Below are 12,838 nucleotides of genomic sequence, written 5' to 3' on the forward strand. Positions count from 1 at the left end.
GGACAATGACCTGAACCGGAACGCAACCAGCACTTATCCGGAACTCGACAACCGTTCGACCGCACCGCCCGCGCCCACCCGATAAACCACGTCCGACGGCTGCCGGGTACGAAGCGCGTCCGGTACGCCGAGCTGCCGCAACAGCATCCGCCCGACCATCTCGTGCGACACGACCAACGGTCGCCGCGCGCCGCTGCGCCCGATCTCCTCCAGGACCCGCGCCGCGCGCACCTCGCCGTCCGCGTAGCTCTCACCGCCCGGAAACCGGTACGTGTATTTCTGCCGCTCCCGCGCCTCCCGCTGCCCCGGCCACCGCGCATCGATCTCCGCGGAGCCGAGCCCCGACCACGCCCCGTGGTCGATCTCCGCCAGATCGTCGACGACCCGCATCTCCAGCCCGAGTTGCGCGGCGATGATCGACGCCGTCGCCCGCGCCCGTCCGAGCGGGCTGGCGAACACGGCATCGACGCCTTCACCGGTCAGCAGGACACCGTTCCGGCGGGCTTGCTCGACGCCGAGCGGGGTGAGGGGCGAGTCGAGCCGGCCCTGACGGCGGCCCGCCACGTTCCACTCGGTCTGGCCGTGGCGAGCCAGGTAGGTCAGACCGGGATCGCGGCCGGAGCTCCGAGCCATTCGTCGATTTCGGTGAGGAGGGTCTTCTGGACCTCGGGTGGGGCGGTGGAGGCGAGGACCGAGCCGCGAGCCAGGTCGGCCAGCTCCAAATCGGTGAAGCCGTGCACGGTGCGGGCCGTCTCGTACTGCTCGGCGAGGCGGGAGCCGAAGAGCAGCGGGTCGTCGGCGCCGAGCGCGATCCGGGCGCCCGCCTCGTACAGCGCGCGGAGGGGGACGTCCTCGGGGCGGCGGTAGACGCCGAGCGAGACGTTCGAGGCGGGGCAGACCTCGAGGGCGATCTGCGCGTCGACGATGCGCTTCAGCAGATCGGGGTCCTCGACGGAGCGGACGCCGTGGCCGATCCGGCCCGCGCCGAGCTCGTCCAGGCAGGTGCGCACGGTGGCCGGACCGCACAGCTCGCCGCCGTGCGGCGCCGCGAGCAGCCCGGCGCTCCGCGCGATGCGGAAGGCCGGCTCGAACTCCGACGTCGTCCCGCGGCGCTCGTCGTTCGACAGGCCGAACCCGACCACGCCGCGTCCGACGTACTGCGTCGCGAGGCGGGCCAGTGTGCGGGCGTCGAGCGGATGCCGCGTCCGGTTCGCGGCGATCACCACCTGTACGGCGATGCCGGTCGACGCGGCCGCGTCGCGGGCGGCGTCGAGCACCAGGTCGGTGAACTCGGTGATCCCGTGGAAGCGGTTCGCGTACCCGGACGGGTCGACCTGGATCTCCAGCCAGCGCGAGCCGTCGGCCCGGTCGTCCTCGGCCGCCTCACGGACCAGGCGCCGGACGTCGTCCTCGGTCCGCAGCACCGAGCGGGCGATGTCGTACAGCCGCTGGAACCGGAACCAGCCGCGCTCGTCCGCCGCCGACAGCTCCGGCGGCCAGTCGGTTCGCAGCGCGTCCGGCAGCCGGACGCCGTGCTTGTCCGCCAGCTCGACCAGCGTCAGGTGCCGCATCGACCCGGAGAAGTGCAGATGCAGGTGTGTTTTCGGCAGCACCCGCAGATCCCGCTGCGTCATTACCGAAGGTTACCGAGGCCCTACCCGACCGGCGAAATCCACTGGTCAGCCCAGCAGCTTCGCGATCCGGCCGAGGCCTTCGGCCAGGTCGTCGTCGCCGAGCGCGTAGGACAGCCGCAGGTACCCGGGCGCGCCGAACGCCTCACCCGGCACGACCGCCACCTCGACCTCGTCGAGGATCAGGTCGGCCAGCTCGGCCGACGTGGCCGGCGTATGCCCGTTGATCTCCTTGCCGAGGACGCCCTTGACCGACGGGTACGCGTAGAAGGCGCCGGTCGGCTCCGGGCACTCGACGCCGGGGATCTCGTTGAGCATCCGGACCATGGTCCGGCGGCGCCGGTCGAACGCGACCTTCATCTCGTCGACCGCGCTCAGGTCGCCCGACACCGCCGCGAGCGCGGCCCGCTGGGCGACGTTGCAGACGTTCGACGTCTGGTGCGACTGCAGGTTGGTCGCGGCCTTGATCACGTCCTTCGGGCCGATCATCCAGCCGACCCGCCAGCCGGTCATCGCGTACGTCTTCGCGACCCCGTTCAGGACGACGGTGCGGTCGGCCAGCTCCGGTACGGCGACCGGGACCGAGGTCGCCCGGACGTCGCCGTACGTCAGGTGCTCGTAGATCTCGTCGGTGACCACCCACAGGTCGTGCTCGAGCGCCCAGCGGCCGATCGCCTCGATCGCCTCCGGGGTGTCGACCGCGCCGGTCGGATTGCTCGGCGAGCAGAGCAGCAGGACCTTGGTCCGCTCCGTCCGGGCAGCCTCGAGCTGGTCGACGGTGACGCAGTAGTTCTGCGACTCGTCGGCGAGCACCTCGACCGGTACGCCGCCGGCCAGCCGGATCGCCTCCGGGTACGTCGTCCAGTACGGCGCCGGCAGCAGCACCTCGTCACCCGGGTCGAGCAGCGTCGCGAACGCGTTGTAGACCGCGTGCTTGCCGCCGTTGGTGACCAGGACCTGGGAGGGCTCGATCTCGTAGCCGGAGTCCCGTTTGGTTTTGTCGGCGATCGCCTGCTTGAGCTCCGGCAGGCCGCCGGCCGGGCTGTACCGGTGGTTCTTCGGATCCCTCGCCGCCGCGACCGCGGCCTCGACGATGTAGTCCGGCGTCGGGAAGTCCGGCTCGCCCGCGCCGAACCCGATCACCGGACGCCCGGCCGCCTTGAGCGCCTTCGCCTTGCTGTCGACCGCCAGCGTCGCCGATTCACTGATGGCGCCGATCCGCGCCGAGATCCTGGAACCCATACGAACCATCCTGGCACCACGCCGGACGGCGCCGCGCGCGGGTTTCAGAGGATGGGCCGGGGAACGCGCCGGGGGTGCTGTCCGTTGGGACCATCTGGAGGCTGTATTGTTCTGACCGCGGTGCGGCGCCCGGTGGGTGGTCGTACGGGAAAGGACCAGGTCGAGGCTGAGTTCGACCAGGTGGCTCCGACCCCGTACACTTCTCTAGGTCCGGGCGTTGGTGGCCCTGATCCGGCATGCCCGAGATCAGGTCCGACGCGGCGTCCGGATGGATTGCAGAGGGCACTAGCTCAACTGGCAGAGCATCGGTCTCCAAAACCGAAGGTTGGGGGTTCAAGTCCCTCGTGCCCTGCAAATCCTGACCGGCGCAGGGCCGGTCAGGCCGCCGCTAGCGAAAGAGGTAGGTCGTGACGGAGACGCGCACCCCGGCACCGTCCGGCGCCGGCAAGCCTGCGGAAGGCAAGCAGGGCAGGGGCCTGCTGCGCTTCTACCGCCAGGTGGTTGCCGAGCTCCGCAAGGTCGTCTGGCCGACCCGCAAGCAGCTCTCCACCTACTTCGTGGTCGTCCTGACCTTCGTGGTGTTCGTGATCGCGATCGTCTCGGTCCTCGACCTCGCCTTCGGCTGGGCGATGTTCAAGATCTTCGGCTGAGGCCGCCCATCACGATCCAGACCGTAGGTCCCGGGCTCCCGGCCCGACCCGAAGCAGAACAAGACCCGATCCACAGATGACGGAGTACGACGTGTCCGAGCGCGACGACGAGGTCCTCGACCTGGAGGACGAGTTCGACGTATCCGACTCCGACGGCGACCTCGATTTCGACGAGAACGCCACCGACGACGACCTCTTCGGTGACGACGACGATGACGACGACCCGTTCGCCGGCCTCGACGACGATGACGAGGACGAGAACGCGGACGACGAGGACGACGACGAGTACTCCGCCGACGACGAGTACGAGACGCCGCGGGCGGACGCCGACGAGTCCGACGACGAGCCGGTCGTGGTGGTCCCGGCGGCCGACGAGGCCGAGGACGCCGAGGTCGTGACCGCCGACGACGTCGAGGAAGCCGCCGAGGAGCTGGCCGACGAGACCGCGGAGACCGCGCCGCTGAGCACCGCCGAGGTGCCGGCCGACGACGACGAGGTCGTCTTCTCCAGCGGCGACGAGTCCGACGACGATGACGAGTCCGAGGACGACGCGGACGTCGAGGCGCTGGCGGTAGCCGCCGCCGCGACCGAGGACGACGACGCGGAGGCCGCGGAGGCGGAGCCCGAGGAGCCGGGCGACCCGCTCGAGGAGCTGCGCAGCCGGCTGCGGTCGCAGATCGGCGACTGGTACGTCGTGCACACGTACTCAGGGATGGAGAACCGGGTCAAGGGCAACCTGGAGAACCGGATCAACTCCCTGAACATGGAGGACTACATCTTCGAGATCATCGTGCCGACCGAGGAGGTCGCCGAGATCAAGAACGGGCAGCGCCGGATGGTGAAGCGCACGGTGCTCCCCGGCTACGTGCTGGTCCGGATGGACCTGACCGACGAGTCCTGGTCGACCGTGCGGCACACGCCGTCGGTGACCGGCTTCGTCGGGAACAGCCAGAAGCCGGTCCCGCTCAGCCTCGAAGAGGTGGAGAAGATGCTCGCTCCGGCCGTCGTGGCGGCGGCCGAGGCGGCGGCAGCCGAAGCCGGTGCCGCACCCGCCAAGACCGCGGCCAAGAAGAAGGTCGAGGTCGCCGACTTCGGTGTCGGAGACTCGGTCATGGTGGTCGACGGGCCGTTCGCGACCCTGCACGCCACAGTCACGGAGATCAACGCCGAGGCCCAGCGGATCAAGGCCCTGGTGGAGATCTTCGGCCGGGAGACCCCGGTGGAACTCAGCTTCAACCAGATCCAGAAAGTCTAAGGACCCGACAGAATGCCTCCCAAGAAGAAGATCGCTGCCCTGGTCAAGGTGCAGCTCCAGGCCGGTGCCGCGACGCCGGCACCGCCGGTCGGTACCGCGCTCGGTCCGCACGGCGTCAACATCATGGAGTTCTGCAAGGCGTACAACGCCCAGACGGAGTCCATGCGCGGCAACGTCGTACCGGTTGAGATCACGATCTACGAAGACCGGTCCTTCACCTTCGTCACCAAGACGCCGCCGGCGCCGGAGATGATCAAGAAGGCCGCCGGTCTGCAGAAGGGCTCGGCTGTCCCGCACAAGGACAAGGTCGGCAAGATCACCAAGGACCAGGTCCGCGAGATCGCCACCACCAAGATGCCGGACCTGAACGCCCGCGACATCGACGCCGCGATGAAGATCATCGAAGGTACGGCGCGCTCCATGGGCGTCACCGTCGACGGCTGATCGCACCCCAACTTTTCGTGAAGTAGTGGCAGGGCGAAGCGCCGCCCGGAGACCACACCCCAGAGAGGAACAGCAGTAATGGCACAGCGCAGCAAGGCTTACCGCGCCGCCGCGGAGAAGATCGACTTCGATCACCTGTACACGCCGCTGGAGGCGATCCGGCTGGCCAAGGACGCCGCCGGCAGCAAGAAGTTCAACTCCACCGTGGATGTCGCGATGCGTCTCGGGGTCGACCCCCGCAAGGCCGACCAGATGGTGCGCGGCACCGTCAACCTTCCGCACGGCACTGGCAAGACGGCACGGGTCCTCGTCTTCGCCACCGGTGAGAAGGCCGAGCAGGCGAAGGCCGCCGGCGCCGATTTCGTGGGCGACGACGACATGATCAAGAAGGTGACCGACGGCTGGCTCGACTTCGACGCGGTCGTCGCCACCCCTGACCTGATGGGCAAGGTCGGCCGCCTCGGTCGCGTCCTCGGCCCGCGTGGTCTGATGCCGAACCCGAAGACGGGTACGGTCACCCCGGACGTGACCAAGGCCGTGTCCGACATCAAGGGCGGCAAGATCGAGTTCCGGGTCGACCGGCACGCGAACCTGCACTTCATCATCGGCAAGGCGTCGTTCGACGAGGCCCAGCTGGTGGAGAACTACAGCGCCGCGCTCGAGGAGATCCTCCGGCTGAAGCCGGCCAGCTCGAAGGGCCGGTACATCAAGAAGACGGTCTTCTCGACCACGATGGGGCCGGGCGTCCAGGTTGACCCCAACCTGAGCCGCAACCTCGCCGAGGAGTCGGCCGAGGCCTGAGCCTCGCATCGTCATCAGAATGCCCCCGGGATCACCCGGGGGCATTTCTGTTGCCCCCGCGGATTCGCCTTGGCTCCTGCGGAGCTGCCCGCCGGTGCCGTCCCGCTGATCCGGCGCCACCCGGTCGCGGCTGCGCCGAGTCGTGGCGAATGGTCGAGGCCCGAAACCGCGAGTCGTGGACTTTGGCTCTTCTGAGCCGCCAATTCTCACGCCTCGACGGGTCCGCCATCGGCGGCGGCTGGGTGGTCAGGCGCGGGTCAGGCGGAGGGGAGTGTCGGCGGTTTGGATCGTCCAGCCGTCGGGGTGGTGCTCGAGGACGGTGCCTGGCTCGGCGGAGCTGCTGACGTCCGCGGGATCTGTGCGGGTGATCAGGCGGGTGGAGCCGTCGAGCTCGATCTGGGCGGTGGGGGCGGTGACGTTGAGGGCGGCGGCCTTGCGGCGGATCACCCGGGACGGCTCGGTCGGGTCGAGGAGGCGTTCGGCGTCGGTGAAGAACGGCGCTTCGGAGGCCGCGGACGGGTCCTGCGGTTCGCCGGGATCGCCGGCGACGAGTCGCGGCACGGCCTCGTCGAGGCATTCGCTGAGCAGGGTGCGCCAGGACCGCATGAGCCCGGTGCCGTTCAGGTCGTCGGGCAAGGGCGCGATGCGCTGGGCGAGGATCGCGCCGGTGTCGAACTCGGCGGCGGTCCGGTGCACCGTGGCCCCGACCCGCTCGTCACCTTCGTAGATCAGCCGCTGCGGTGTCGGTCCGCGGCCGGCGGGCAGCGGTGACGGGTGGCAGTTGACCGCGCCGTACTTCGGTAGGTCGAGGATCTCGCCCGGTATCAGCCGGGGGAACGCGGCCGAGATGATCACATCGGGCCGCAGTGCGGCGATCACCGGCGCGGCTACCGTGCGGAGTTTGCGGGTGATCAGCACGTTCGTGCTCTCCGGCAGCCCTGCGACCATCGGGTCGGAGGCGCCGTACCTGCTGGTCTCCGGGAGCGTCACCACCAGCACCACCTCGTGACCGTTGCGCTCGGCGAACTCGTGCACGAGCCGGAAACCCGGCAGGAACGCGTTCAGGCCGACGATGCGCAAGCTCATCTCGGCCCCGCCGACGTGACGAGGTCCGGTGTCAGCGACGACGGCGACGAGACACCGACCAGCCGCAGGGTGTGGTCGAGCTCCTCGGCAAGGTCGGACAGCAGCCGGGTGACGCCGCCGGACGAGCCGACCGTGAGCGCCCACAGCGCGGGACGGCCGACGAAGACCGCGCGGGCGCCGAGCGCGAGGGCGGCGAGGATGTGCTCGCCCCGGCGGATACCGCCGTCGACGTACACCTCGAGGCTGCTTCCGGCGACGGCCTCGGCCACTTCGGGCAGGGCCTGTGCGGTGGCGACGGAGCCGTCGAGCTGACGGCCGCCGTGGTTCGAGACGATGATGCCGGCGGCACCCGCGTCCGCGCAGCGCTTCGCGTCGTCGCCGCGCAGTACCCCCTTCACGACGACGGGCAGGCCGGTGCGCTCGGCGAGCCGGCCGATCACGTCGGGGTTCAGATCGTCGGCCTTCGCGAGGTCGTCGTCCGTCCAGTCGCCGTCGGGGAGATTGGCCAGCAGTTGGCCCGGCTGCGCCAGATCCCAGACCGTCTCGCCTTCGTCCTCCTTGCGCCCGACGACCGGAGTGTCGACGGTGAGCACGATCGCCCGCGCCCCGGCGGCGACCGCGGCGTCGAGCATCCTGAGCGTGATCTCCCGATTGCGTACGACGTAGATCTGCAGCCACCACGGGACACCTGTCGCGCCGAGCTCGGCGAACGTCGTGCCGGCATTGCTGGAGACACCGAGGACCGATCCCGCCGCGCTGACGCCGCGCGCCATCGCGATCTCGCCGTCGGGGTCGGCCATCCGCTGCATCGTCGACGGCGCGACCAGGATCGGCGCTTCGACGGGGGTGCCGAGCACCGTCGTACCGAGGCTGATGGTGGACACGTCGTTCAGCACGTGTGGACGGAACCGGTACGACGACCAGGCGGCGGTGGCCTCGCCGACACTGACTCCGCCGGCCGAGCCCTGCCGGAAGTAGCGGTGCACGGCCTCCGGCAACTTCCCGGCGGCCGCGCCTTCCAGGGTGTCGATCCATCGCATGCGGCCCATCGTCGCACCCGCCGGTTCCGCGGCCGGTCCGAATTCCGCGGCGCGGCTGGGAGCCGCCCGGTACGATGAGACACATGACGCAGCACGGGCGGCGATTTCTGCGCCCCGGCCGGCACGACGGTGCCGACGGGGTGAGCTGCTGCTGCGCTCTCTCCTGAGGTGACCGCGGCCGACCGGGGTGGACCCCCGTCGAGACCGTCATCCTGGAGAGAAACCCATGTCTGTCCTCACCGTTGAAGAACTGCATTCTGCCCTCGCGCTGCGCGATCTCACCGATCCGGCCCAGGGCCCACACGCGGTCCAGCTCGTCGTCGACTCGATCCGCACCGCACTCGGCGCGGCCTGGCCGTACACCGAAATCTGGACCCGCCGCGATCATCCCGCCGTCTCGCTGGCCGACAACTACGACAACCTCGGCTACGCCACCGACGCGGTGACCCGGGAGGCTCGCTACACCCGGTACGTATCGGAGAACGAGGTGCTGCGCAGTCACACGTCGGCGATGATCCCGCCCGCGCTGCGGGAGCTCGCCGCCTCGGAGTCGTCCGACGTGCTGATGATCTGTGCCGGCATCTGCTACCGCCGGGACTCGGTCGACTGGCAGCACACCGGTACGCCGCATCAGCTCGACCTGTGGCGGCTCAGCCGGAATGTGACGCTGGGGGAGCCGGAGCTGGAGGACATGATCGCCCGGCTGGTCGACACCGTCCTGCCCGGGCAGACCTACCGGACCGTGCCGGCGATCCACCCGTACACGATCCACGGGCGTCAGATCGACGTCCTGCTGGACGATCAGTGGATCGAGATCGGTGAGTGCGGGGTCGCGGCGCCGCACGTCCTGCGGATGGCCGGGCTGGACGACAGCTGGACCGGACTCGCGATGGGGCCGGGGCTGGATCGGCTGCTGATGCTCCGCAAGGGGATCCGGGACATCCGGTTGCTCCGCTCGACGGATCCGCGGGTGGCGGGGCAGATGTTGGACCTGTTGCCCTACAAGGCGGTCTCGTCGATGCCGCCGGTCCGGCGCGACCTGTCCGTCGTGGTGGACGAGGGCACGGACGTGTCGGCGGAGGTGCTCGGCGACAAGGTGCGCGCCGCGCTCGGGGCGGATGCCGATGCCGCGGAGTCGCTGGAGGTGCTGGGCGAAACGCCGTACGACGACTTGCCGGCGAGTGCCCGTGAGCGTCTCCGGATGAGCCCGGGACAACGCAATCTCCTGGTCCGGCTGGTCCTTCGGCCGGTGGATCGCACGCTCACCGACGCGGAGGCCAACGTCCTGCGGGACAAGGTCTATCGAGCCTTGCACGAAGGTCCGGTCCTGGAGCTCATCGTCTGAGTTCACGGGCGGCGACCACGAAGGCGCAGACGGCGAGTGGCAGCTCCAGGAGGAGAGCCTCGGTCAGCGAGAGGGTGCGGTCGAAGCCGGCGGTCGCCGTACTCACATCGAACCAGGCGTCGGCCGTGAGCAGCGTGCCGGCGGCCATCGCGGTCAGAGCGGCGTACCTGCTGCGTTTGTGCAGTAGGTACGCCGTGAGGCCGGCGGCGATCGCGGTGGCGCAGTCGAGCCCGATCCAGGTGAGCTTCCAGTGGCTCGTTTGGTACGTGCTCGGCAGTGTGGCGGCGAGAATCAGGCACCAGGGCAGCAGCACTGCCGCCGTCCCGGCCGCGACCAGTGCGGCCAGGCCGCCGGGTGAGCGGCGGGCGCGGATCCGGCCGTCCAGCCGGCCCTCGGCGATGTAGTCGTCGAGCGCGTCGGCCACGCGGTCGTCGATCGCGTCCCCGAGCCGTCCGTCCATGGCCCGGCCGAGGTCGCCGGGGCTGCTGATCGCTGTCGTCGTCATGCCTTCGAGAATCCGCGTTTCGCCTGTTCGGCACATTGCGGCCAGCCCACGAACGTGGGTGGGGATAACCCCCGGTCGGGTCCGTGGGTTGGCCTCATGCCGCTCGGCCGGACCGACCACGTAAGTTGTGATGGCAAGCAGGCGCTGACACGGGGAGGTGGTCCGGATGACGGTTGCTGCGAGTCCGGTTCCCCGGACGCCCTGGCGGCTCTGGCGCTCGCCGTACTTGTGGTTGGCAACCATTCACCTGCTCGGTGACGCGGTCGTCGTGCTCACGTCCGGCTTCCTCGTGCTGATCGCGGTCGCGGTCGCGATCCTCGCCTGGCCGCTTGCGTACGTCGGCCTTCCGTTGACCGTCGGCGCGAACCGGCTCGTCTACGCGATCAGCGGCTGGGAGCGGGCCCGTGCGCGGATCACTCGCGGCCAGGAGATCCTGCCGCTGGTGCCACCGCCTCCGACCGGGTCGCGGATCGGCGACGCCCGGGCGGCGGTGGCAGACATCGGTTTGTGGCGGCAGTTGCTGTACTACGCGTTGCTGTTGCTGCTGGCAATGGTATGGATCCCGGCGATCGTGTTCGCGTGGTCGGTTCCGCCGGTGCTGGTCACGCTGCCGGTGTACTACTCGGCGTTCGCCGCGTCGCAGGCGCAGCTCGGGCCGTTCGTGATCGACACGATGACGAAGGCATCGGTCGTGGCGGCGATCGGTGTGTTGCTCCTGCTGATCGTGTCGCCGGTGCTGATGCGGGCGGCGTCGGCTCTGGACGGGGAGCTCGCGCGGTCGCTGCTCGGGCGCTCGGAGACCGGCGCGCTCGCGGAGCGCGTCAGCCAGCTCGTGACGAGCCGCCAGCAGGTGGTCGACTCGGTGGAGGCCGAGCGGCGCCGGATGGAGCGGGATCTGCACGACGGTGCGCAGCTGCGGCTTGTCTCGCTGGCCATGACGCTCGGCCGGGCGAAGAACCGACTCGGGGACAGGGAGCCGACGGTGCGGGCGATGATCGAGACGGCGCACTCGGAGGCGATGCAGGCGATCACCGAGATCCGTGACCTGACCCGGGGGCTGCATCCGCCGGTGCTGACCGATCGCGGGCTGGACGCGGCGCTGTCGGGAGTGGCGGTGCGGTCGCCGGTGCCGATCCGGCTGCGTGTCGACGTCAAGCCCAGGCCGTCGCTGACGATCGAGGCGCTCGCGTACTTCGTCGTCACGGAGGCGCTGGCCAACGTGGCCAAGCACGCTGCCGCCGCCTTTGCGGAGGTGGTGGTGCGGCGGGAAGGAGACATCTTGCTGGTCGATATCCGGGACGACGGTCAGGGTGGGGCCGACCCGGCCAAGGGGAGCGGGTTGCGTGGGCTGTCCGACCGGGTGGCCGGTGTGGACGGACGACTGATCGTGCACAGTCCGCCCGGTCGCGGGACCGTCCTGATCGCGGAGCTGCCCTGTGGCTGAGGACGTCGTGGAGGAGACTGACCGGATGCGCGTGGTGATCGCCGAGGACTCGGTGCTGTTGCGGGAAGGCATCGTGCGGCTGCTCGAGGAGGAGGACTGCGTCGTCGTGGCGGCGGTCGGCGACGGCGACGCGCTCCTGAAGGCGGTCGAGGCGCATCGGCCGCAGGTGTGCGTGGTCGACGTCCGGATGCCGCCGACGTTCACCGACGAGGGGCTGCGGGCCGCGTTGGTGATCCGCGGGCAGTTTCCGGACGTCGGTGTGCTCGTGCTGTCGCAGTACGTCGAGGAGCGGTACGCGAGCGAGCTGATCGGCGGGAACCCCGGCGGCGTCGGGTATCTGCTCAAGGACCGGGTCGCCGACGTCGATCAGTTCATCGAAGGGCTGCGCCGGGTCGCGGGCGGCGGCGCGGCGCTGGATCCGGAGGTGATCTCCCAGCTGCTGGTGCGGTCGCGCAAGGAGGATCCGCTCGCGGTGCTGAGCCCGCGGGAACAGGACGTTCTCCGCGCGATGGCGGAAGGCAGGTCGAACGCCGGGATCGCGCAGGCTCTGGTCGTCGGCGAGGGAGCGATCGAGAAGCACATCAGCAGCATCTTCCAGAAGCTTCGGCTGGCGCCGACCGACGGCGAGCACCGCCGGGTGCTCGCCGTGCTGAAGTACCTGGAGACCTGATGCGGCTGACGAAGGCCCAGCGGACGATGCTGCTCCTCGGACTGGTGCCGCTCCTGGCGCTGCTGGTGGCCGGCGCGGCTGTGACGGTCGGGATGATCCGGGGGAGGCTGGGCTACAACTCCGCGTCCGAGTTCGCGGCGCCGGCGCAGGGCGTGCGGATCGCGTCCGATGTGCCGACGGAGGTGCTGGCGAGCGTGGACGGGAAGGTCCACGTCACCGTCAACGGGTCGTACGCGGCAGCCAAGCCGGACATCAGGATCTCGCCGATGGCCGGCGCGCTGACCATCGGGGCTCGGTGCCCCGATGTCCACTGCAACGTGGACCTGACGGTCGAGGTGCCGGCCGAGACCGCCGTGGAGGCCAAGGTCGAGCAGGTGTCGCTGGACGTGGCCGGAGTGGCGTCACCGCTGACGCTGGACGCGACCGGGGGCTCGGTGAATCTGGCGCGGGTGCGCAGTCCGGACGTCTCGGTCAACGTCCGGGGCGGGTCGATCACGCTGTTCTTCGACAATCCACCGGATCGGGTCCGGGCGACCGCGAGCGATGGATCCATCACGGTGCAGGTCCCCCGGACGGTGTCGTACGGGATCGACGCGGTCGCTGCGCAGGGCTCCACGGACCTCAGCGTCCCCAACGACCAGTCAGCCACCCACCAGCTCTACCTACGCACCCGCTACGGCAGCATCACCGTGCAATAAGGCCGTGCAATCAGACCGTGCAACAGG

The 12,838-nt window shown here is 69.9% G+C and carries 14 protein-coding genes and 1 tRNA gene; 9 read left to right on the forward strand and 6 right to left on the reverse strand.

What is annotated here, in order from left to right:
* Positions 1 to 33: 33 nt before the first annotated feature.
* Genes ACWEOO_RS10450 through ACWEOO_RS10460 form a run of 3 tightly spaced genes read right to left on the reverse strand, consistent with a single transcriptional unit; the run spans position 34 to position 2,873 of the window.
* Positions 34 to 633, reverse strand: a complete 600-nt coding sequence (locus tag ACWEOO_RS10450; protein ID WP_452142740.1) for a histidine phosphatase family protein — start codon at positions 631 to 633, stop codon at positions 34 to 36.
* Complete coding sequence (locus ACWEOO_RS10455) at positions 600 to 1,634, reverse strand: adenosine deaminase (protein WP_452142741.1); 1,035 nt, start codon at positions 1,632 to 1,634, stop codon at positions 600 to 602. The genes ACWEOO_RS10450 and ACWEOO_RS10455 overlap by 34 nt, the downstream gene beginning before the upstream one ends.
* A 45-nt stretch (positions 1,635 to 1,679) precedes the next feature.
* Positions 1,680 to 2,873: a pyridoxal phosphate-dependent aminotransferase gene (locus ACWEOO_RS10460; protein WP_452142742.1), complete on the reverse strand. Its 1,194-nt coding sequence runs from the start codon at positions 2,871 to 2,873 to the stop codon at positions 1,680 to 1,682.
* Positions 2,874 to 3,152: 279 nt separating this feature from the next.
* Between ACWEOO_RS10460 and ACWEOO_RS10465 the strand changes: the two genes are divergently transcribed.
* From ACWEOO_RS10465 to rplA, 5 genes are all read left to right on the forward strand, one after another.
* Positions 3,153 to 3,225, forward strand: a tRNA-Trp gene (locus tag ACWEOO_RS10465).
* A 55-nt stretch (positions 3,226 to 3,280) separates the two neighbouring features.
* Positions 3,281 to 3,523 carry a preprotein translocase subunit SecE gene (gene secE / locus ACWEOO_RS10470; RefSeq protein ID WP_130384685.1) on the forward strand — a complete coding sequence of 81 codons (243 nt, stop codon included), beginning with the start codon at positions 3,281 to 3,283 and terminating at the stop codon, positions 3,521 to 3,523.
* 352 nt (positions 3,524 to 3,875) lie between these two features.
* A complete protein-coding gene (nusG, locus tag ACWEOO_RS10475; protein WP_452142829.1) occupies positions 3,876 to 4,778 on the forward strand; it encodes a transcription termination/antitermination protein NusG in 903 nt (300 codons plus the stop codon).
* Positions 4,779 to 4,790: 12 nt separating this feature from the next.
* Positions 4,791 to 5,222 carry a 50S ribosomal protein L11 gene (gene rplK, locus ACWEOO_RS10480; RefSeq protein ID WP_359939523.1) on the forward strand — a complete coding sequence of 144 codons (432 nt, stop codon included), beginning with the start codon at positions 4,791 to 4,793 and terminating at the stop codon, positions 5,220 to 5,222.
* 78 nt (positions 5,223 to 5,300) lie between these two features.
* Entirely contained in the window at positions 5,301 to 6,023 is a 723-nt protein-coding gene (gene rplA, locus ACWEOO_RS10485) for a 50S ribosomal protein L1 (protein WP_452142743.1), read from the forward strand.
* A 246-nt stretch (positions 6,024 to 6,269) separates the two neighbouring features.
* Here the strand turns inward: rplA and ACWEOO_RS10490 are convergent, their stop codons facing one another.
* Complete coding sequence (locus ACWEOO_RS10490; RefSeq protein ID WP_452142744.1) at positions 6,270 to 7,109, reverse strand: methionyl-tRNA formyltransferase; 840 nt, start codon at positions 7,107 to 7,109, stop codon at positions 6,270 to 6,272.
* A complete protein-coding gene (locus tag ACWEOO_RS10495) occupies positions 7,106 to 8,149 on the reverse strand; it encodes an alpha-hydroxy acid oxidase (protein WP_452142745.1) in 1,044 nt (347 codons plus the stop codon). The genes ACWEOO_RS10490 and ACWEOO_RS10495 overlap by 4 nt, the downstream gene beginning before the upstream one ends.
* Before the next feature lie 226 nt (positions 8,150 to 8,375).
* Between ACWEOO_RS10495 and srmL the strand changes: the two genes are divergently transcribed.
* A complete protein-coding gene (gene srmL, locus ACWEOO_RS10500) occupies positions 8,376 to 9,494 on the forward strand; it encodes a PheS-related mystery ligase SrmL (RefSeq protein ID WP_452142746.1) in 1,119 nt (372 codons plus the stop codon).
* Here srmL and ACWEOO_RS10505 read toward each other — a convergent pair.
* The gene (locus ACWEOO_RS10505; RefSeq protein ID WP_452142747.1) at positions 9,484 to 9,999 is read right to left on the reverse strand and encodes a hypothetical protein; all 516 of its coding nucleotides are present in this window, start codon (positions 9,997 to 9,999) and stop codon (positions 9,484 to 9,486) included. The genes srmL and ACWEOO_RS10505 overlap by 11 nt on opposite strands.
* A 166-nt stretch (positions 10,000 to 10,165) precedes the next feature.
* Here ACWEOO_RS10505 and ACWEOO_RS10510 point away from each other — a divergent pair, with 166 nt between their 5' ends.
* From ACWEOO_RS10510 to ACWEOO_RS10520, 3 genes are read left to right on the forward strand one after another with little or no spacing between them, the layout of a single operon-like run.
* A complete protein-coding gene (locus ACWEOO_RS10510) occupies positions 10,166 to 11,443 on the forward strand; it encodes a sensor domain-containing protein (protein ID WP_452142748.1) in 1,278 nt (425 codons plus the stop codon).
* A gap of 25 nt (positions 11,444 to 11,468) precedes the next feature.
* Positions 11,469 to 12,113 (forward strand): response regulator transcription factor, encoded by a 645-nt coding sequence (locus ACWEOO_RS10515; RefSeq protein ID WP_359939503.1) that lies wholly within the window; start codon positions 11,469 to 11,471, stop codon positions 12,111 to 12,113.
* Positions 12,113 to 12,811: a DUF4097 family beta strand repeat-containing protein gene (locus ACWEOO_RS10520; RefSeq protein WP_452142749.1), complete on the forward strand. Its 699-nt coding sequence runs from the start codon at positions 12,113 to 12,115 to the stop codon at positions 12,809 to 12,811. The genes ACWEOO_RS10515 and ACWEOO_RS10520 overlap by 1 nt, the downstream gene beginning before the upstream one ends.
* Positions 12,812 to 12,838 lie beyond the last annotated feature (27 nt).

It is taken from the genome of Kribbella sp. NPDC004138, from assembly GCF_053603655.1.

Coding starts and splice junctions, on each gene's coding strand:
- ACWEOO_RS10450 (WP_452142740.1), bottom strand. CDS start 633: ATGGCTCGGAGCTCCGGCCGCGATCCCGGTCTGACCTACCTGGCTCGC.
- ACWEOO_RS10455 (WP_452142741.1), bottom strand. CDS start 1,634: ATGACGCAGCGGGATCTGCGGGTGCTGCCGAAAACACACCTGCATCTG.
- ACWEOO_RS10460 (WP_452142742.1), bottom strand. CDS start 2,873: ATGGGTTCCAGGATCTCGGCGCGGATCGGCGCCATCAGTGAATCGGCG.
- rplK (WP_359939523.1), top strand. CDS start 4,791: ATGCCTCCCAAGAAGAAGATCGCTGCCCTGGTCAAGGTGCAGCTCCAG.
- rplA (WP_452142743.1), top strand. CDS start 5,301: ATGGCACAGCGCAGCAAGGCTTACCGCGCCGCCGCGGAGAAGATCGAC.
- ACWEOO_RS10490 (WP_452142744.1), bottom strand. CDS start 7,109: ATGAGCTTGCGCATCGTCGGCCTGAACGCGTTCCTGCCGGGTTTCCGG.
- ACWEOO_RS10495 (WP_452142745.1), bottom strand. CDS start 8,149: ATGCGATGGATCGACACCCTGGAAGGCGCGGCCGCCGGGAAGTTGCCG.
- srmL (WP_452142746.1), top strand. CDS start 8,376: ATGTCTGTCCTCACCGTTGAAGAACTGCATTCTGCCCTCGCGCTGCGC.
- ACWEOO_RS10505 (WP_452142747.1), bottom strand. CDS start 9,999: ATGACGACGACAGCGATCAGCAGCCCCGGCGACCTCGGCCGGGCCATG.
- ACWEOO_RS10510 (WP_452142748.1), top strand. CDS start 10,166: ATGACGGTTGCTGCGAGTCCGGTTCCCCGGACGCCCTGGCGGCTCTGG.
- ACWEOO_RS10515 (WP_359939503.1), top strand. CDS start 11,469: ATGCGCGTGGTGATCGCCGAGGACTCGGTGCTGTTGCGGGAAGGCATC.
- ACWEOO_RS10520 (WP_452142749.1), top strand. CDS start 12,113: ATGCGGCTGACGAAGGCCCAGCGGACGATGCTGCTCCTCGGACTGGTG.